Annotated in this window: 18 protein-coding genes; 13 read left to right on the top strand and 5 right to left on the bottom strand. The window is 41.4% G+C overall.

Annotation, left to right across the window (positions count from 1 at the left end; translation table 11 throughout):
- Positions 1-4 precede the first annotated feature (4 nt).
- Both glyS and ppdK read left to right on the top strand, forming a co-directional pair.
- Complete coding sequence (gene glyS, locus FXZ76_RS05205; protein ID WP_079536335.1) at positions 5-2,083, top strand: glycine--tRNA ligase subunit beta; 2,079 nt, start codon at positions 5-7, stop codon at positions 2,081-2,083.
- A gap of 196 nt (positions 2,084-2,279) precedes the next feature.
- A complete protein-coding gene (gene ppdK / locus FXZ76_RS05200; RefSeq protein ID WP_079536333.1) occupies positions 2,280-4,991 on the top strand; it encodes a pyruvate, phosphate dikinase in 2,712 nt (903 codons plus the stop codon).
- 62 nt (positions 4,992-5,053) lie between these two features.
- Here the strand turns inward: ppdK and FXZ76_RS05195 are convergent, their stop codons facing one another.
- Positions 5,054-5,926 carry a GH25 family lysozyme gene (locus FXZ76_RS05195; RefSeq protein WP_079536331.1) on the bottom strand — a complete coding sequence of 291 codons (873 nt, stop codon included), beginning with the start codon at positions 5,924-5,926 and terminating at the stop codon, positions 5,054-5,056.
- Between the two features lie 443 nt (positions 5,927-6,369).
- Here FXZ76_RS05195 and rpsL point away from each other — a divergent pair, with 443 nt between their 5' ends.
- From rpsL to rplW, 7 genes are all read left to right on the top strand, one after another.
- A complete protein-coding gene (rpsL, locus tag FXZ76_RS05190) occupies positions 6,370-6,741 on the top strand; it encodes a 30S ribosomal protein S12 (protein ID WP_079536329.1) in 372 nt (123 codons plus the stop codon).
- Positions 6,742-6,835: 94 nt separating this feature from the next.
- Entirely contained in the window at positions 6,836-7,306 is a 471-nt protein-coding gene (gene rpsG / locus FXZ76_RS05185) for a 30S ribosomal protein S7 (RefSeq protein WP_079536327.1), read from the top strand.
- 12 nt (positions 7,307-7,318) lie between these two features.
- Positions 7,319-9,436: an elongation factor G gene (fusA, locus tag FXZ76_RS05180; protein ID WP_079536324.1), complete on the top strand. Its 2,118-nt coding sequence runs from the start codon at positions 7,319-7,321 to the stop codon at positions 9,434-9,436.
- A gap of 35 nt (positions 9,437-9,471) precedes the next feature.
- Positions 9,472-9,780: a 30S ribosomal protein S10 gene (gene rpsJ, locus FXZ76_RS05175; protein WP_079536322.1), complete on the top strand. Its 309-nt coding sequence runs from the start codon at positions 9,472-9,474 to the stop codon at positions 9,778-9,780.
- A gap of 15 nt (positions 9,781-9,795) precedes the next feature.
- Positions 9,796-10,422: a 50S ribosomal protein L3 gene (gene rplC / locus FXZ76_RS05170; protein WP_079536319.1), complete on the top strand. Its 627-nt coding sequence runs from the start codon at positions 9,796-9,798 to the stop codon at positions 10,420-10,422.
- A gap of 34 nt (positions 10,423-10,456) precedes the next feature.
- Positions 10,457-11,083: a 50S ribosomal protein L4 gene (rplD, locus tag FXZ76_RS05165; RefSeq protein WP_079536316.1), complete on the top strand. Its 627-nt coding sequence runs from the start codon at positions 10,457-10,459 to the stop codon at positions 11,081-11,083.
- Positions 11,083-11,370 (top strand): 50S ribosomal protein L23, encoded by a 288-nt coding sequence (gene rplW / locus FXZ76_RS05160; protein ID WP_079536313.1) that lies wholly within the window; start codon positions 11,083-11,085, stop codon positions 11,368-11,370. Before rplD ends, rplW begins: the two co-directional genes overlap by 1 nt.
- A gap of 303 nt (positions 11,371-11,673) precedes the next feature.
- On the opposite strand, the gene FXZ76_RS05155 is transcribed toward rplW, so the two are convergent.
- The 4 genes from FXZ76_RS05155 to FXZ76_RS05140 all read right to left on the bottom strand — a co-directional run bounded on the left by FXZ76_RS05155 (position 11,674) and on the right by FXZ76_RS05140 (position 15,029).
- Positions 11,674-12,219 (bottom strand): manganese efflux pump MntP, encoded by a 546-nt coding sequence (locus tag FXZ76_RS05155; RefSeq protein ID WP_231961764.1) that lies wholly within the window; start codon positions 12,217-12,219, stop codon positions 11,674-11,676.
- A gap of 24 nt (positions 12,220-12,243) precedes the next feature.
- Complete coding sequence (locus tag FXZ76_RS05150) at positions 12,244-13,611, bottom strand: uracil-xanthine permease family protein (protein WP_079536310.1); 1,368 nt, start codon at positions 13,609-13,611, stop codon at positions 12,244-12,246.
- A 27-nt stretch (positions 13,612-13,638) separates the two neighbouring features.
- Positions 13,639-14,271: a uracil phosphoribosyltransferase gene (upp, locus tag FXZ76_RS05145; protein ID WP_079536307.1), complete on the bottom strand. Its 633-nt coding sequence runs from the start codon at positions 14,269-14,271 to the stop codon at positions 13,639-13,641.
- A gap of 116 nt (positions 14,272-14,387) precedes the next feature.
- Positions 14,388-15,029: an energy-coupling factor ABC transporter ATP-binding protein gene (locus tag FXZ76_RS05140; RefSeq protein ID WP_079536304.1), complete on the bottom strand. Its 642-nt coding sequence runs from the start codon at positions 15,027-15,029 to the stop codon at positions 14,388-14,390.
- Positions 15,030-15,119: 90 nt separating this feature from the next.
- Between FXZ76_RS05140 and FXZ76_RS05135 the strand changes: the two genes are divergently transcribed.
- The 4 genes from FXZ76_RS05135 (at position 15,120) to FXZ76_RS05120 (ending at position 18,974) form a co-directional block, all read left to right on the top strand.
- Positions 15,120-16,049, top strand: coding sequence for a diacylglycerol/lipid kinase family protein (locus FXZ76_RS05135; protein ID WP_079536301.1), 930 nt, complete (start codon positions 15,120-15,122; stop codon positions 16,047-16,049).
- Positions 16,050-16,118: 69 nt separating this feature from the next.
- Entirely contained in the window at positions 16,119-17,534 is a 1,416-nt protein-coding gene (locus tag FXZ76_RS05130) for an alanine/glycine:cation symporter family protein (RefSeq protein ID WP_079536299.1), read from the top strand.
- A 10-nt stretch (positions 17,535-17,544) separates the two neighbouring features.
- A complete protein-coding gene (locus FXZ76_RS05125; protein ID WP_079536296.1) occupies positions 17,545-17,781 on the top strand; it encodes a glutathione S-transferase N-terminal domain-containing protein in 237 nt (78 codons plus the stop codon).
- A gap of 5 nt (positions 17,782-17,786) precedes the next feature.
- Positions 17,787-18,974 (top strand): NAD(P)/FAD-dependent oxidoreductase, encoded by a 1,188-nt coding sequence (locus FXZ76_RS05120; protein WP_079536294.1) that lies wholly within the window; start codon positions 17,787-17,789, stop codon positions 18,972-18,974.
- The last annotated feature ends 17 nt before the right edge of the window (positions 18,975-18,991 follow it).

Here is an 18,991-nt window from a genome sequence, read left to right as displayed (position 1 = left end):
GGAAATGGCAAACACTAGAACTTTTGCTTTTGAAATTGGCAGTGAAGAAATCCCTGCGTTTGACCTGGCAGATGCCACAGTTCAATTAAAAACTCTTGTTCCAAAGCTATTAGATGATGCGGGCATTGTTCATGGTGAGGTAGAAATTTTCACTTCTCCTCGACGTCAAATATTTATTGCTCATGATGTTGCTGAAGCAACTGATGAAAAGATTGAAAAGTTTAGAGGTCCTTCTAAAAAAATCGCACTTGATGAAGATGGCAATCCAACTAAGGCACTTCTTGGTTTTGCTCATTCTAAAGGCGTTGAAGTCGCAGACCTCGTTTTGGAGGGAGAGGGCGATAAAGCGTCATATTGTGCAACTGTTGTAACACCTTCTGTAAATGTAATTGAACTTTTGGGTGATATTTGCCTAAAAACAATCACTGGAATTAAGTGGCCAAAGTCATGCAACTGGGGCTCAACTCGTGAAGTGTATTCTCGCCCAGTTAGATGGCTTTGTGCAATGTTTGGTTCTGATGTCGTAGATGTCAAGTGGGCCAACTTGGAGAGCTCAAACAAGACAATAGGGCACAGATTCTTAAATCCTGGACCACACACAGTACCTTCTGCTGATAGTTTGATTGATGTAGTGCGAAGTGCAAGTGTTATTCCTTTGGAAGAAGAACGCAAGCAGATTATTCTCGATGGAATAAAAAAGATTGAAGAACAAACAGGATATACATCTCAAATTCCTCAAAAAACACTTGTTGAAGTCACAAACCTTGGTGAATACCCAACTCCAATGGTTGGAACTTTTGATGAAGAGTTCCTAAAAGTTCCTGAAGAGATTATTGTTGATGCGATGCTTATGCATCAAAGATATTTCCCACTTTATCAACAAAATGGAAAACTTTCAAACAAGTTTGTTATTGTTTCAAATGGCAATCCAGAAAATGAGGAAATTATTGTAGATGGCAATGAGAGAGTAGTTGCTGCTCGTCTCTACGACGCGAAGTTCTTCTATGAGGAAGACTTGAAGCATCCACTAGAAGACAATGTTGAAAAACTAAGCGAAGTAATTTATCAGGAAAAACTTGGAACAATTAAAGCCAAGAATGACAGGAACGTTTCTCTCGCAACCTACATTGCTTGCAAAGCTAATTTGCCAGAAGAAGAAAAAACAGATGTTGTTCGTGCAGCATATCTTGCTAAGGCCGACCTTCCTTCTCAAGCTGTAATCGAGTTTACAAGTGTACAAGGAATCATGGGAAGCTATTATGCTGCCGCAAGTGGAGAAAATGAGCACGTTGCTCTTGCAATTAAAGAACACTATTGTCCAAAGTTTGCAGGAGATGATGTCCCTCAAGAAATCACTGGTAAAGTTGTGGCTTTAGCTGACAAGCTTGACTCAGTTTGTGGGCTTATTGCTGTTGGCGAAAAGCCTACTGGTTCTAAAGACCCGTTTGGGGTGCGCCGCGCCGCACTAGGTTGCATTTCCATTATGCAATCAGGCCTCGACATAGAGCTTCTGCCTGCAATTGATGATTCTTTGGCTCAGTTGAAAAATCAAGGCATCGAGTTTGATATTGACGAAGCTAAGAAGAACATTGTTGATTTCTTCTGTGATCGCGCATCTCAGATTTCTAAAACTAACGGATGCGAACAGGAAACAATCGATGCTGTTATGGCTTCGGGTGTCGAGGAACCTTTGACAATCATTTCACGCGCTTTAGATTTGCAAAAAGCAAGAGAAGAGCTAAAAGACGATTTCAATGATTTGAGCACAGCATTTACTCGTGCCTACTCCCTTTCTGACCCATCTTTGGGCCTAGACCTAGACGAGAGCCTTCTGAGCGACAAAGAAAGAGAACTGTATACTGTGATTTTGAAGGCTAAGGAAGACTCGACTGAACAGATCGATAGTGACTATTTCTCGGCCCTAAAGTGCCTGGCAGCATTGCGCGCACCAATTGATGACTTCTTTGAAAGCACAATGATTATGGACAAAGATGAAAAAATCAAGGTTAACAGAATAAAGATTTTGAACAACTTTATCGATTGCTTTGCCGGCATTGCTGATTTCGCTAAATTCTCTAAATAGCTAGCGAATCTTATTTCTTTAAAAAATTATTTGTCTCCTTGCTTGTGATTGTGGGCTAACGACAACGCAAGTAAGGAGTTTTTGTGTTTGTCGTTATTTTTGTGTTCAGTTGAAATTTGAGCATTTTTACCAGTTATCATTAGTTATATTATGCTAACTAACGATGGCTACTTTTTGGCCAGAAGGAGACAAGCTCATGTCTGACACAAAAAGAGTTTTTGCATTCGGAAATGATTCCAATGGGCAAAACATTACCGAAGGAAATGCGCAAATGCGCTACGTTTTAGGCGGCAAGGGAGCTAACCTTGCTGAAATGTCTAATTTAGGCCTGCCCGTTCCCCCTGGGTTTACGATAACTTGTCAAACATGCATGGAATATGCAAATGAAGGAAACGTTTGGCCTGAAGGTGCCCTTGCTGAGATTGAGCGTTATCGTCTTAATCTGGAATCGCGCATGGGAAAAAAGATTGGGGATGAAAAAGACCCACTTTTGGTTAGCGTTCGAAGCGGCGCTCCTATGTCGATGCCGGGTATGATGGACACAGTTTTAAACCTTGGTCTAAACGATAAGTCAATCTATGGATTAATTGAGCAAACAAACAATCCTCGTTTTGCGTGGGATTCTTATCGTCGTTTTATTCAGATGTTTTCCAACGTCGTCATGGGGCTAGATGGCGATTTGTATGAAAAAGCAATTTCTGTAAAAAAAGATGCTTTGGGTGTTGAGTCTGACACCGACCTTGATGCTCGAGATTTAGAGGACTTGGTTTGCGAGTTCAAGACAATTTTTTCCGATAACGTCTCTCCAGTTGATTATCCATCGCTTGTAAAGGATGGAAAAGTTACATTCCCTCAAGATCCAACTGTTCAATTGAGGCTTGCTATCGAAGCTGTTTTTGGATCTTGGAATAATCCACGTGCTGTTTTATATCGTCAAAAAAATAAGATAGCCAACGACCTTGGTACTGCTGTTAATGTTCAGTCAATGGTTTTTGGAAACAAAGGTAACACTTCAGCCACTGGCGTTGCATTTACAAGAAATCCTGCAAATGGAGACAAAGTTTTTTATGGAGACTTTTTAGTAAACGCTCAAGGAGAAGATGTTGTTGCTGGCATCAGGAACACAACTCCGATTGCAGATCTAAAAGATGTGCCAGGACTGAAAGAAGCAGCTCATGAGCTAGAGGACATATTTAGCGTTTTGGAAAATCATTTTCACGACATGTGCGACATTGAATTTACGATTGAGCAGGGAAAACTTTGGATGCTTCAGACGCGTGCTGGCAAAAGAACTGCTGCGGCTGCGTTAAAAATCGCAATTGACATGGTCGAGGAAGGGTTGATTGACAAAGAAACCGCCATTTCTCGAATAGCTCCTGACCAACTAGATCAGCTATTGCATCCACAGTTTGACAAAAACTCAACATATGAAGTGGTTGCAAGTGGGCTAAATGCATCTCCTGGTGCTGCTGTTGGAAAGGTTAAATTTTCAAGTGGTGAAGTCGTCTCGGCGGTTGAGAAAGGAGAAAAGTGCATTCTTGTCCGCTGGGAAACGACTCCCGATGATTTGGCTGGAATGTATGCAGCTGAAGGCATTCTAACCTCTCATGGTGGAAAAACTTCCCATGCTGCAGTTATTGCAAGAGGGATGGGGACGCCTTGTGTTTGTGGTTGCGAATCGCTGCGGATTGATGCAGACGCCAAAACGATTGAAATCCAAGGCCTAGATTTAGTGATTCATGAAGATGACATCATTTCTCTTGATGGCTCAGAAGGGATTGTTGTTAAAGGGGAAGTTAGCCTTGTTGAACCAGAAATCACAGGGGATCTTGACACTATTTTGGAGTGGGCCGACAACATTAGAAAACTCGGCGTTCGTGCTAATGCCGACAATCCAAAGGATGCTAAATGCGCAAGAGATTTTGGTGCAGAAGGCATTGGTCTTTGTAGAACAGAGCACATGTTTTTAGGTGAAAGAAAAAAGATTATTCAATCGTTCATTCTTAATGAAGACGAAAAATCTCGCTCAGCAGCAGCTGAGTCGCTATATCTTGCTCAAGTTGAAGATTTTTATGAGATGCTAAAGGTCATGGACGGATTGCCAATGATAATTCGCCTGCTAGACCCACCACTTCATGAGTTTTTGGACAACCCACGCACGTTAGAAGTAGAAATTGCTCGTTTAGAAGAGCGAGACGCTGAAGCTAAGGTAATTTCGAATAAACGTGAATTGTTGTCTAAGATTGATTCTTTTAATGAACAAAACCCAATGATGGGGTTGCGTGGATGCAGATTAGGCATAGTTTATCCTGTTTTGACAGAACTTCAAGTTCGCGCGATTGCAACTGCAACTGCCAAATTAAAAAAAGAAGGGTTTAATCCAAAGCCTGAGATTATGGTGCCTCTTATTTGCACCGTAAATGAACTTGCATATGCAAAAGAGGATGCATTGCGTGTTATTTCAGAGGTGTCAAAGGCTGAGGCTGTTGATTTAAACATGGAAATCGGCACAATGATAGAACTTCCACGAGCTGCTTTGACGGCAGATGAAATTGCGACACAGGCTGATTTCTTCAGTTTTGGAACTAATGACCTCACTCAAACAACATTTGGATTTAGTCGCGACGATGTTGAGGGTGAGTTTATTCCGCTTTATCTTGAAAAACACCTGCTAAGCAGAAATCCATTTGCAACAGTTGATGGAAATGGTGTCGGCAAACTTGTGGGGATGGCAACCGAATTAGGAAAACAAACAAATCCTAATCTTTTGTGCGGTGTGTGTGGTGAACACGGCGGAGATCCGGAATCAATTCACACATTTGCGAACTGTGGAGTTGACTATGTTTCTTGCTCGCCCTATCGAGTGCCAGTTGCTCGTCTTGCAGCAGCACAAGCTGCTCTTGACTAGTTAATTATTCTGAAGTGATGCGTTAACACTAGATTTTAAAAAGTTGGATATCGTTAAGGGAGCTATTTGTAGGTTTTTGTGAATAGTATGTTCATGTCGACATCGGTGTCGATGCCTGCAACTGCTCCTTGATTGTCATATTGCCAAATTGAGAAGTCGAACTGAGCAGAGGGCTTGTTTGAGTTGTATTCTGCATACCAAACCTGCATTTTGTCCTGACCAAGTTTGCTCACAGAACTAAGTAGTCTTTCACGCTCATATCTTCCTATGTCGCCAGCATTTCCATATATCATTGGTCGCAAGCCAGATTGAGCTATTGTTTTGCAGAATTCAATGGCGCAGTTTGTAAGGTCAGTGCGAGATAGATTATCTGTTCGTCCTGCACCATTTGCAGTTGGTTCATGATCAAAAACCAAAGGCATTGACAGGGGAGAACCATTGATTTTTAAATCACTGCTAATGTTAGATAATCTATCTATGCAAAGCTCTGCTTCATCTTTTGCCTCATTTTCGTCTGTCGCTTGAGAATAGAAGTATGCACCAACATCAAGTCCAGCATTTCGCGCATTGATAATGTTTTGAATGTAGAATTTGTCATCATACAGGTCACCTTTTGTTGAGCCTCTATATCCAATTCTCACAAATGCAAACTCGATGCCGTCTGCCTGAACTTGGTTCCAATCTATTAAACCTTGGTTTTCAGAAACATCAATTCCTAGCCTAGAGCCAAGAGATCCGTTTTCGTAATAGGTTGCCCTTCCATTCTTTATTGACAAGCTATTAAAGTCATAGGGGCTTTTATAGCTTGGATCACGCTCTTCTTGATTTTGGGCACATCCCGAAAACATCACGCAAGAACTGCCAATTAGTGATAAAACGCCTGCAACAGTTGAACTTTTAATAAACTGACGTCTTGTAATTTCGATGCTAGACATAACACGTTAATTCCTTTTTATTTCATTTTCATGCTTTCACATTTCCTGATGTCTTTTAGTTGATTTTTGATAAATAAAACTAATTTGAATTGAAATTACGAAATTCGAACTACTGATTCGAGTCTTAAAAACTTGATTTTCTTCGATGAGATGAAAAAATATTTTTATTATTTGAAAAACAAAAATATATAAAAATGTATAATTACTTTGTTATAGATACTCCCGGGTAGGTTGCGTTAACCGAACTGGGAAAATATCTATAATAAAAAGTCGCGTCTTCGAAGGAAGCTTGAATTCTCATGGGTCATTGGTGTTGATTCATGACGTGCTGACAATAAGTTTTCTATGTAAGAGGCAAAGCAAATGCTTTTCTTAAATTCAGAATGAATTTGTGAATAAGCGAAAAGAAAGCACTAATTTAAAAACCAAGAAGGAGAAAATTCGTGCCTACAATAAACCAATTAGTACGCAAAGGCCGTGCAAAGCAGGTTGACAAGAAAAAGACACCTGCATTGAAGGGCAATCCACAAAAACGTGGTGTTTGCACACGTGTATTTACTTCTACACCTAAAAAGCCTAACTCGGCTCTTCGTAAAGTTTGCCGTGTTCGTCTTGTAAATGGCATGGAAGTATCTGCCTACATCCCTGGTATTGGACACAATTTGCAAGAGCACTCAATGGTTCTCATCCGTGGCGGACGTGTAAAAGACCTTCCAGGTGTTCGTTACAAGGTCATCAGAGCAGCTCTTGACTGTGCAGCTGTTGACAACCGCTCACAAGCAAGAAGCCGTTATGGAGCAAAGCGACCTAAATAGGGACTAAGAGTAAGTCGCGCGGGTTATGAATCTAGCCTAATGCTGACAAGTTTGGGTCAGCCGAAGCGCGCAGATTAAGAAAGGATAAGCAAAAATGCCACGTCGTGCACCAGCACAACATCGTCCAGTACAACCGGACGCAAAGTACAACAACAAGACTGTTACTCAATTGATTAACAAGATTATGTTGGACGGCAAGAAATCACTTGCTGTCAAAATTGTTTACGATGCATTTGACATTGTTGCAGAGAAAACTGGTGAAAAACCACTTGATGTTTTCAAGCAGGCAATGGACAATGTAAAACCACAACTCGAGTGCAAGCCAAAGCGTGTTGGCGGTGCAACCTATCAGGTTCCTATGGAAGTTGATTCTCGCCGTTCCACAACTCTTGGCATTCGCTGGATTGTTGATTACAGCCGTGCGCGCAAAGAGCACACAATGGCTGAGCGTCTCGCAAAAGAGATTATGGATGCAGCACAAAACACTGGCGCTGCAGTTAAAAAACGTGAAGATATGTTCAAAATGGCAGAAGCCAACAGAGCATTTTCTCATTATCGTTTCTAGGAGTGAGAGAAAATGGCTAAAACAGATCTACAACACACACGCAACTTCGGCATCATGGCTCACATCGATGCTGGCAAAACTACCACAACAGAGCGCATTCTTTACTACACAGGTAAAACTCACAAAATTGGTGAGGTTCATGAGGGTGCTGCTACCATGGACTGGATGGCTCAGGAGCAGGAGCGTGGTGTAACTATTACTTCAGCTGCTACTACTTGCTTTTGGAGCTACCCTGGTGGGGCTCATGACGGTGATAAATATCGCTTCCAAATCATTGACACACCAGGACACGTAGACTTCACAGCAGAAGTTGAGCGTTCACTGCGCGTTCTTGATGGAACTGTTGCAGTTTTTGATGCAGTTGCTGGCGTTCAGCCACAGTCTGAGACTGTTTGGCGTCAGGCAGAGCGTTATGGTGTTCCAAGAATCGCTTTCATTAACAAATATGACCGCGTTGGCGCTGACTATTTCCATGCTATTGACACAATGCGCGATCGTCTCGGTGCTCCTGCTCATGCAGCTCAAATCCCAATGGGAGCTGAAGACAAGTTTTGGGGAGTTATCGACCTTGTTACAATGACAGCTTGGGACTTTAAAGCTGACGACAAAGGAATGACATATCCTGAACCAATGGATTCAATTCCTGAGGAATTCCAAGCACAAGCGGAAGAACTTCGCCAAGAACTTCTCGAGGCAGCTGCTGACTGTGATGATGAACTCATGGAAAAGATTCTTGAGGATCAAGAGGTTACTATCCCTGAGTTTAAGGCTGCAATTCGCAAAGCTGTTATCGCTTGTAAATTGAATCCTGTGTTTGTTGGTTCAGCCTACAAAAACAAAGGTGTTCAGGAACTTCTCGACGCAGTTGTTGACTATCTTCCTTCACCAACTGACATTAAGGCAATTGAAGGAACAAATCCAGAGACTGGCGAGACTGAGCCTCGCCCAGCTGATCCAAAAGCACCATTTAGTGCTCTTGCATTCAAGATTATGACTGACCCATTTGTTGGAAAGCTCACATATCTTCGTTGTTATTCTGGCACTTTGGAGTCAGGTTCATATGCTCTTAATGCGACAAAAGACAAGAAAGAAAGAATTGGCCGTCTTCTTCAGATGCACTCAAATCAAAGAACAGACGTTGACAAGTGCTCTGCTGGCGACATCGTTGCCGTTGTTGGATTGAAAGACACTGGCACTGGGGACACTCTTTGCGACGAGGATCATCCAATCATTCTTGAATCAATGGAATTTGCTGATCCAGTTATCGACATTGCTGTTGAGCCAAAGACTAAAGCTGAGCAAGACAAAATGAGCATTGCTCTTCAAAAGCTCGCTGAAGAGGACCCAACATTCCGCGTTTCTACAAACCATGAAACAGGACAAACAATCATTGCTGGAATGGGTGAGCTTCACCTTGAGATTATTGTTGACCGCCTGCTTCGTGAGTTTAATGTTGAAGCAAACGTTGGCAAACCACAGGTTGCCTATCGTGAGCGTCCTGGTCATGAAGTTAAGGGTGCTGAGGGCAAATTTGTTCGTCAGTCTGGTGGACATGGACAATATGGCCATGCAGTTATCAACATGTATCCACAAGAGCCTGGTAAAGGTTATTTGTTTGAGAACAAGATTGTTGGCGGCATAATCCCTAAAGAGTTCATCCCAGCAGTTGACAAGGGCATCAAAGAAGCTCTCAATAGCGGTGTTTTGGCAGGATATCCTGTTGAAGACGTTCGTGTTGAACTCTATGATGGATCATTCCACGAGGTTGACTCTTCTGAGGCGGCATTTAAGGTAGCTGGTTCTATGGCTATTAAAGATGCTTTGAAAAAATCAGATCCAGTCATTCTTGAGCCTGTTATGAAGGTAGAAGTTGAAACTCCAGAAGAATACACTGGCTTTGTTATGGGAGACATTCCATCACGCCGTGGTGTTATTCTTGGTCAGGAACAGCGTGGCAATGCTGTTGCAATTGACGCAAAAGTTCCTCTGTCTGAGATGTTTGGTTATGCAACCGATCTTCGCAGTGGCACGCAGGGCCGCGCAACCTACACAATGCAGTTTGACTCATATGAGCCAGTACCAAAGAGCGTTTCAACTGAAATCATTTCAAAAGCTGGCGGAAACGCTTAAGAGTTTTGCTTTAAACAAGAAATTTGGAGGATAAAGTGGCTGAAAAGAACATACGCATTCGTTTGAAAGGCTATGACCACGAGTTAGTTGATCAATCAGCAAAACTCATTGTGGAAACTGTCGAGCAAACTGGTGCAAAAATTTCTGGACCAATTCCGCTGCCAACGGAGCGCAACCTTTATTGCGTTATTCGTTCGCCGCATGTAAACAAAGACTCTCGCGAGCAGTTTGAGATCAGAACTCACAAGCGTCTGATTGACATCCTTGAGCCAACACCAAACACAGTTGACTCTTTGATTCGTCTTTCTCTTCCTGCTGGTGTTGACATCGAAATCAAACTTTAAAGGAGGTGACAGAGCATGATTAATGAGATTTTTGGTAAGAAAATTGGCATGACACAAATCTTCAATGAAGAAGACAAACTTGTTCCTGTCACAGTCATTAAAGCTGACCCAAATGTAATTTGCCAAGTAAAAACTGTTGAGACCGACGGTTACAATGCTTTGCAACTCGGATTTGGCGAGGTTAAAGAAAGCAAATTAAACAAGCCTGCTGCAGGCCATTTCAAGGCACAAGGTGTTGAGCCTAAAAAATATCTTCGTGAAACTCGCGTAGAAGACGCAAGCGCCTATCATGTAGGTGACACACAAACTGTCGAAGCATTTGCTGATGTTGCTAAAGTTGATGTTACTGCAACTTCAAAAGGCAAAGGTTTTGCTGGCGTTATGAAGAGATATGGCTTTAGAGGCGGCCCTGGTGGACATGGTTCACACTTCCACCGAGCACCTGCTTCTGTCGGTCAGTGCGCAACCCCTGCTCGTGTTTTTAAAGGTAAGAGACTTCCTGGTCACATGGGTTGTGATACCGTTACAACACGCAACCTTAAGGTTGTGCGCGTTGATGCTGAGCAAAACCTCATTTTGCTTCGCGGAGCTGTTCCTGGTGGCGTAAATTCTGTTGTTCGAGTTAGAGTTGCTCGCGCATAGTAGGATTTCAAGAGACATTTAGGAGAAGAAAATAATGGCAACTATTGAAATTAAAGATGCTGCGGGCAAGGCAAGTGGCGAAGCTACGCTGTCCGATGCTGTTTTTGGCATCGAGCCTAACATGCATGTAATGCATCGCACTGTCAAAGCACAGCGCAATGCCTGGAGACAAGGAACTGCAGCTGTTAAGAATAGAAGTGCAGTTTCTGGCGGCGGTAAAAAGCCTTGGAGACAAAAAGGAACTGGTCGTGCTCGTGCTGGTTCATCTCGCTCTCCAATTTGGCGTGGCGGTGGTGTAGTATTTGGACCAACCCCTCGTTCATATGCTCAAAAAGTAAACAAGAAAGAGATAAAGCTTGCTCTTAAGAGTGCTCTTTCTGCAAAAGCTGCTGACAACGAAATTATTGTTGTAAAGCCTTTTGAATTTGAAAAGCCTTCTACAAAGAAAGCTACAGACATTTTGAGCGCACTTGATTGTAAAGATGTGAGAATCACTCTTGTTATTCCTAACGATGCAATTGACACATATCTTTCATTCAGAAACTTGCAAAATGTAGACATTTTGCCTGTTAACGACATCAACACATATGAAGTTCTTGACAACAAGAAGCTCGTAATCGTTGATGAATGCTTGAAATATATCGAGGAGGTGTTTGCATAATGCAGCTCGATGCAAGACAAATCATTATTCGCCCTGTTATTTCAGAGCAATCATATGATCAAATTGAGAACAATGTTTACACATTTGAGGTTGCAAAATCAGCAAACAAGATTGAGATTGCTCAGGCAGTTGAGAAAATCTTTGGTGTAACTGTTGAAAAGGTGAACACCTTAAATGTCAAACCTAAGTCGAAGAGACTTCGCTACAAGCAAGGTCTAACCAGAACTTGGAAAAAAGCGATGGTAACTCTCGCTGAAGGCGACACAATCGAGATTTTTGGTGCATAAGCTGAGAAGTTTATAGATTCAAAGTTAAATCTTGTAAATAAACTAAAGCCGTGACATTTACGTCACGGCTTTTTTAATTGTTTTAACTAATGAGTTTTGTAATTACGAAATCGTTTGTTTTGTTTTTTTGTTTAGTCATTGGTTTGCTTGTTTTGTCACGGCTGCGTTGAATGGGAGATAATCTTATACATTCATTCAACCATAAATGAATGTTGAATTGATTGCTGTAGACAGATTTATCTTGACTGTTTGCTCCGCAAGTCTTCCTATCACTAAATGTTTTCTTTAATTTGGGGATAAAGGTTATCCGACAAGGCAGACTTTAAGTCCTATGATGATGAGAACAATGCCTCCTGCGATGGCAGATGGTATTTCCCACTTGCTGCCAATTCTGTTACCTATTAAGGCGCCAGCAAAGCAAATTATAAAAGTTATAACACCAATAATAGCCGATGCTATTATTATGTTTACCTGAAGCGCAACATAGCTGATTCCGACAACCAGGGCATCTATGCTAGTGGCAATCGCAAGCATAAACATTTCTTTTGCGTCAAGAGAATTAGTGATTTCTTCGTCTTTATTTGAAACTGCTTCGCGAATCATGTTGATGCCAACAAAAGCAAGTAACATCAATGCTATGGGCCCTGAAAACTGTTGTATGAACGCAGAGACAGTGCTCCCAAGAGCAAATCCTACGACTGGCATAATGGCCTGAAATGCACCAAACCACACCCCACAAACTAGTGCTACTTTTAGTGTGTTCTTGTGAGTAGTGAGGCCCTTGCCAATGGACACTGCAAAAGCATCCATTGCAAGGGACACCGAAATCAAGAGGATTTCAGCAATCAAAAATTACTCCGAAATTTCAATAGTTTATTCGTCAAAATTTATTTGTTTTGAATCGGTCACTGATTCAAATGCGTTTTCTGGACTAAAGTCTTTTTCTGGGAAGATCACATTTAAAACAATGCCAGCAATTGAGGCAATCGCAAGAGCTGTTAAAGTAATTGATATTTCGCCAACAACAATTGTGATGCCGCCCGTGAGACCAAGTGCGACAACAAGAATAACACCTGCAATGAGCGTATTTCTTGTCTTTGAGAAGTCTACTTTTGCTTCTACAACATTTCTAACGCCAATAGCTGAAATCATTCCGTAGAGAACAAATGAAATGCCGCCAACGATTGACATCGGGATTGATGTGATGAGAGCTGCAAATTTTGGACAAAAAGACATTGCAATTGCGAAGTAGGCAGCAATGCGAACAACTCTTGGATCGTATACTCTTGATAGCGCAAGCACGCCAGTGTTCTCACCATATGTAGTGTTAGCTGGTCCTCCGAAGAGAGATGCAAGAATTGTTCCTAGTCCGTCACCAAGAAGTGTTCTGTGAAGACCAGGGTCAGTTAGGAAGTTTCTGTTGCAAGTTGCTGAAATTGCGCTGATGTCACCGATGTGTTCCATCATGGTAGCTAGAGCGATTGGCATAATTGCGATGATAGCGCCAATTGCTATTCCTGAATCATGAACACCACCGAATACGGTGTGTGACCACTCAATCGGAAGACCAATCCATGCAGCTTGTTCAACATTTGTAAAGTCAATTGCAAAGCTTTCAATCCCCAGGACATTACCAGCAATTACTGCAACGAGATAGGAACCAATGATTCCAATGAGGATAGGAATAATTTTTATCATTCCTTTTCCGAAAACGTTAGCAATGATTACTAACACGAGGGCAACCACGGCTAGACACCAGTTTGATGAGCAATTAGCTATAGCGGAAGGGGATAAAGATAATCCAATGGCCATGATGATGGGGCCGGTAACTACCGGAGGGAAGAATTTCATGATTCTTTTGATGCCTGCAATTTTAATACAAGCAGCTAGAACCAAATAGAGAATGCCTGCGAATGCGACGCCTAGGCATGCATATGGAAGCATTTCGGTGTTTGGTTGTCCATCAATCATTGGAGCTATTGCTGCATATCCTGCAAGAAATGCAAATGATGAACCAAGAAAAGCAGGTACTTTCCGTTTAGTTAAAACGTGGAAGAGGATTGTCGCTAGGCCTGCACAAAGAAGAGTTGTTGAAACGCTTAATCCTGTTAAAAGAGGAACTGTTACTGTGGCGCCAAACATTGCAAACATGTGCTGGAAGCCAAGAGTAACCATCTTAGGCATTCCAAGTTCGCGAGCGTCTCGAATTTCATTGACTCCAACTTTTGGTTTGTCTGACATTACTTAACCTTTCTAAACCCTAAGTATTTATAGTGTTCCAAAAATTCTGTCGCCTGCATCTCCAAGACCTGGAACGATGTAGCCGTTTTCATTTAGGCGTTCATCTAGGGCAGCGCAATAGATGTCAACGTCAGGATGCTCTTCTTTCAGTCTTTCAAGGCCTGATGGGGCTGCTACAGTGCAAAGAAAGGAAATCTTTTTAGGTTTTCTTTGCTTTATGAGCTTTATTGCATCACATGCGCTGCCACCAGTTGCAAGCATTGGGTCTACAACAAAAACCTCGCGCTCTTCTATGTCGTGTGGTAGTTTGCAGTAATATTCATGTGGCTCTAGTGTTTTTTCATCGCGATATAGACCAATGTGGCCAACGCGTGCTGCGGGAACAAGTGTCAATGCCCCATCTAGCATACCGATTCCTGCCCTAAGTATTGGGACAAAAGCAAGCTTTTTCCCTGCAAGCTGGCGGCATTTAGCAATGCCGCAAGGTGTTTCAACCTCGACTTCTTCTGTTTCTAAATCACGGGTGGCTTCAAAAATCATCAATTCTGAAATTTCATTAATCAGCGTTCTGAATTGGTTTGAAGGCGTGTTTTTATTGCGCAAAATGCTCAATTTATGCGCGATGAGAGGATGGTCCATAATCATAACTTTTCTGGGCATTGCTAGACACCTTTCTTTAAGTACCTATTTTGTTTTTTGGTGATTTAAAGCAACTATAGCTAGTTTGTTTCGATGCGTGTTTTCAAGTTAACTTTATCGAAAGTAAATTTTACCATTTAAAGACAGATAACCTCATCAGCGCAGTTTAGTAAATGTGCGTCATGGGACACGCTCAAAATTGCAGTGCCTTCTTGTTTTAAACAATCTATTGAATTAGTGATTTTGATTTTGTGCTCCTCGTCAAGCATTGACGTTGGCTCGTCAAGAAACAATAGCTTTGGTCGTGTGATAATTGCTCCTGCGAACGCGACTAATTGAGCTTCGCCGCCTGAGAGTGAAAACGATGCAACGTTTTTTAAGTGTGTAATTTCAAGGTCTATGAGTTGTTTTTCTGCTCTGGTTTCAGCTTCTTTTCTTTTTATGTTTAAGTTTTTTAATCCAAAAATCAGATCTTCAAAGGGTGTTGAACCAATTATTTGAAGGCTTGGGTTCTGGAAAACAAAAGATAGCTTTGGCAAATATCTTTTTGAGCTCTCTTGCTTGGAATCATTGTTAATTTCAATTCCAAAGATTCTCACCGAGCCTTCATCTGGCCTTAACAAGCCTGCTGCGGTTTTTAAAACTGTTGTTTTTCCGCGACCATTTTCGCCTGTTAAAGCAATGTGTTCGCCTTCTTTTAGTTTTAGTGAGAAGTTTTCTACAACTGGTTTTTTTGCATAGGAGCAAGTAATGTTTTTTATCTCAAGAGTGTTTTTCATGCACTTATAGTAAATGAGGAGGCGTTTAATCTCCTAAATTTTCATCTCTGTTTTGCAATTTCAGAATTTGTTTCATAATATTTCGAAGATATGGAATTTCGGGATAACAAAAAAATTACTGTCATTGCAAACCCCACTTCTCAAAACGGGGAGGCTAAAGCTGTTGCTGAGTTTGTGAATAGTCAACTAAAACTCCGTGGATTTGATGTTAGTTTTCATTTTACGAGTTGCAGAGGCGATGCAGAAAGGCTAGTTTTTAGCTTCTCTTCTGAGTCCGATATAGTTTTGGCTGTGGGCGGCGATGGTCTCGTTCATGAAATTGTAAACGCTTTAATGAAACTCAAAAAACAAGATCGCTCGAGTTTTGCGTTAATACCTGCTGGAACAGGCAACGATTATGCAAGAAGTTTGAAAATGTCGCTAAAGCCAAAAGATGCTTTAGAGCAGCTAATGAAAACTAGGCAAACTAAGGCAGATCTTGGAGTTTGTAATGGCGAATATTTCGCTCAAACATTGTCATTTGGTCTTGATGCTGCAATTGCATTGGGCACAATTGAACGAAGAATTAAAACAGGCAAAACTGGCACGAGAGTCTTTTTCGAAGAGGGGCTATATCAGCTAAAAAACCACTTGGATTTAATTCCATTTTCATGCAATTATCTAGACAATCAAGGTGAGCCACACAGTTTTACTGGTCAAACATACATGTTAGCCACACAGGTTGGAAAAACATATGGAGGCGGATTTGAGATTTGCCCAAATGCTGAAATAAACAATGGGCTTTTTGATGTTTGTTATGTGACACCAAATCTTTCTTTTTTATCTGCCCTAGGCCTATTTTTACTTGCAAAAAACGGACACCACACTCAGTTTAAAAACATCAAATCTTTTCAAGCAAAAGAGATGCATATATCAATTTCTGGTGATCAAAAAATTCAAATTGACGGTGAGCCACTTTCTTCTTCGTGTCTTGATTTAACGCTAGCTTGCGGGGCAATTAACGTTTATAAAAACGCCTAATTAATTGCAGTAATACTTTTTTATAATTAGAGTTTCTTTTGTAATCTATCAATTTAGCGAGTTTAATTTATGGACGGATTAGTAGCGATTATTAACAGTATTGATGGTTTTGTGTGGGGACCGCCGATGATTATCATTTTGCTTGGAACTCACCTTTATTTAACGGTGAGAACAGGCGGAATTCAGAGAAAGCTTTTCACTGCAATTAAAATGAGCATTACTAAAGAAGATGTGGGAGCAAAAGGTGACATTTCTCAGTTTGCAGCCCTTTGCACTACTTTGGCTGGAACTATTGGCACTGGCGCCATTGTTGGCGTTGGAACGGCTATTCTTGCTGGTGGACCTGGTGCCGTCTTTTGGATGTGGCTCACTGGTGTTTTTGGAATTGCCACTAAATATTGTGAAGTCTACATGGCTGTAAAGTTTAGAAAGCGAGATGAGAATGGAAACATCATGGGTGGCACCATGGTTGTTTTTAAAGAAGCATTCAAGACTGCTTTGGGCGAGATTCCTTCGTGGGCAAAATTTGGAGCTGGTGCGTTTGCTTTTTTCTGTGCACTTGCAACGCTTGGGACAGGCGATGCTGTTCAGTCGCAGGCTATCACATCAATTCTCACTTCTAACATCCCTGGTCTTGAGAATTGGATGGTTGGGTTAGTTATTACAGTTGTTGTGGCACTAGTTGTTGTTGGAGGCATTAAAAACATTTCTCGAGTTTGTGAGTTGTTAGTTCCATTCATGGCTCTTGCATATGCGCTGGGATGCATTGCAATTTTGATTATGAATGTTGATGTTTTGTGGCCAGCTCTACAAATGATCGTTGTTGCTGCCTTTGATCCTAGTGCTGCGTTCGGTGGAGCTCTTGGTTCAGGAATTATTGTTGCAATGCAATATGGATGCGCACGTGGTCTTTTCTCTAATGAGTCGGGACTTGGTACAGCACCAATCGTTTCATCTGCTGCTCAAACAAAAAATCCTGCTAGACAATCTTTGATTTCGATGACAGGCACATTTTGGTCAACTGTTGTTATGTGCCTTTTAACTGGCATTGTAATAACAAGCTCTATGATTAAATATCCTGACATTATTTCAAACGTTACTTCTAACAACATAACTGCAGGGGCGCAACTCACGAATGCTGCATTCAATGAAATACCTTTTCTTGGTGCTCCGCTGCTTTCGCTTGGAATTGTAACGTTTGCTCTTTCGACAATTCTTGGTTGGTATTACTATGGAGACAGATGCGTTTCATATCTGTTTGGGCGCAAAGCCTTGCCTGTCTATCAAGTGCTCTACCTTGCAGCTTGCATGCTTGGTGCCATTGGAGTGGGCGATGTTGCTTGGGCAGTTTCAGATATTGCAAACGCATTGATGGCTATTCCAAACCTGATTGCAGTGTTGGCATTGAGTGGCCTTGTTGCAAAAGAAACTAAGCATTTTGTTTGGGATGGCAACCTTGATGAGGAAGATTTAACTTTGACCTAAGGAGGCTACTATGAAACTCGAAAATTGTGTTCTCTACTATCGTGAAGGCTGTCCATTCTGTCAGCGCGTTCTTCGTTTCATGAACAAATCAGGCATTGAGTGTGAAATGAAAAGCACCGACGAAGAAACTAACGCTTTAGAGCTCGAGAAAATTGGCGGCAAAAAGCAAGTCCCTTGTCTTGTTATTGATGGTGAAGCAATGTATGAGTCAATGGACATCATTCAATTTATGAATTCTAAACTTTAATTAAAATGTCAAAGAATATTGCCATAATTGGCTCTGGTCCAGCAGGAATTGTCGCGGCAATTTCTGCTTCTTTGCATTCTAAACATGACGGTAATATTTTTTTATTTGAGTCATTAAAAGATGTTTGCAAAACTATTTTGGCAACTGGCAATGGGCGCTGCAACTTCTCTAATGTTGTTCTAGATATTGATCGTTTCAACAACCCGCATTTTGTTAATGAATTCAGAAGATTTAGCGACCTTGGAGAAGACGTTGTTTCGATACTTGAATCATTTGGGCTTGAATGGATGGTTAATGATGCTGGCTTGATGTTCCCGCTTTCGAACAAAGCTAGCAGCGTTAGAGATGTTTTAGTCGGGGCGCTTGGCAAATCAGATGTAAAAGTTGTCGCAGATAGGCAAATTTCTTTCATCAGTGAACTTTGCGATTTTGATGCAGTGATAATTGCAACAGGGCACAGAGCTTGTACTGATCTTTTATCAGGCATTAAATGTTTTCCAATGAGGCGAGTTTTGTGCCCGATAAAAACTAGGGAAAATGTTTCAGTTGCAGATAATGTTCGTTCTCGCGTAAACCTCAAAGTTATTCGCACTTTAAAAGAAGCAAACAAAAGCGCTGTTTTTTGTGATTCTGCCAAGGATAAAGATTTCGAACAGTTAGTTTTTGAAGAAGATGGGGAAGTCCAATTTAGAAAATATGGTATTTCTGGCATAGTAACTTTTAATGCCTCTCGTTATGTTTTATCAGGTGATAAGCTTGTTCTAGATTTTGCTTCGCCTATTGTGGCCGATGACATTAAAAACCATTTGCAGGCGCGTTATGAAAAATGTAGCGGAGATGTTGATTTATTCTTCAAGGGTTTTCTGCATGAAAATTTAGCAAGATTAATCAAGACCAGGATCAAAAAACAGGATTCTTTTGAAGAAGTTTTTAATTTAGTCACCTCGTTTGAGCTTACCGTTGATGAAGTTTTTAAGGATGAGAAGTTAAGTCAAGTTTCGCGCGGCGGAATAGATGTTAATTATGTTTCACCTTCTACTCTTGAAGTAATGCCTTTAGAGAAAGTTGTTAATCATAAGATTTTCGCTTGTGGGGAAGTGCTAGACATTGATGGGCCTTGTGGTGGATATAACCTCACGTGGTGTTTTGAAAGTGGTTGGAGAGCAGGCAAATCGACAGCTCAGCTCGTCTAGTGGTGGTTAGATTCTTG

Origin of the sequence: Phoenicibacter congonensis, assembly GCF_902386915.1 — a bacterium.
Taxonomy (GTDB): domain Bacteria; phylum Actinomycetota; class Coriobacteriia; order Coriobacteriales; family Eggerthellaceae; genus Phoenicibacter; species Phoenicibacter congonensis.
The sequence above is the reverse complement of the archived record's forward strand: the minus strand, read 5'-3'. Positions and strand labels throughout refer to the sequence as shown.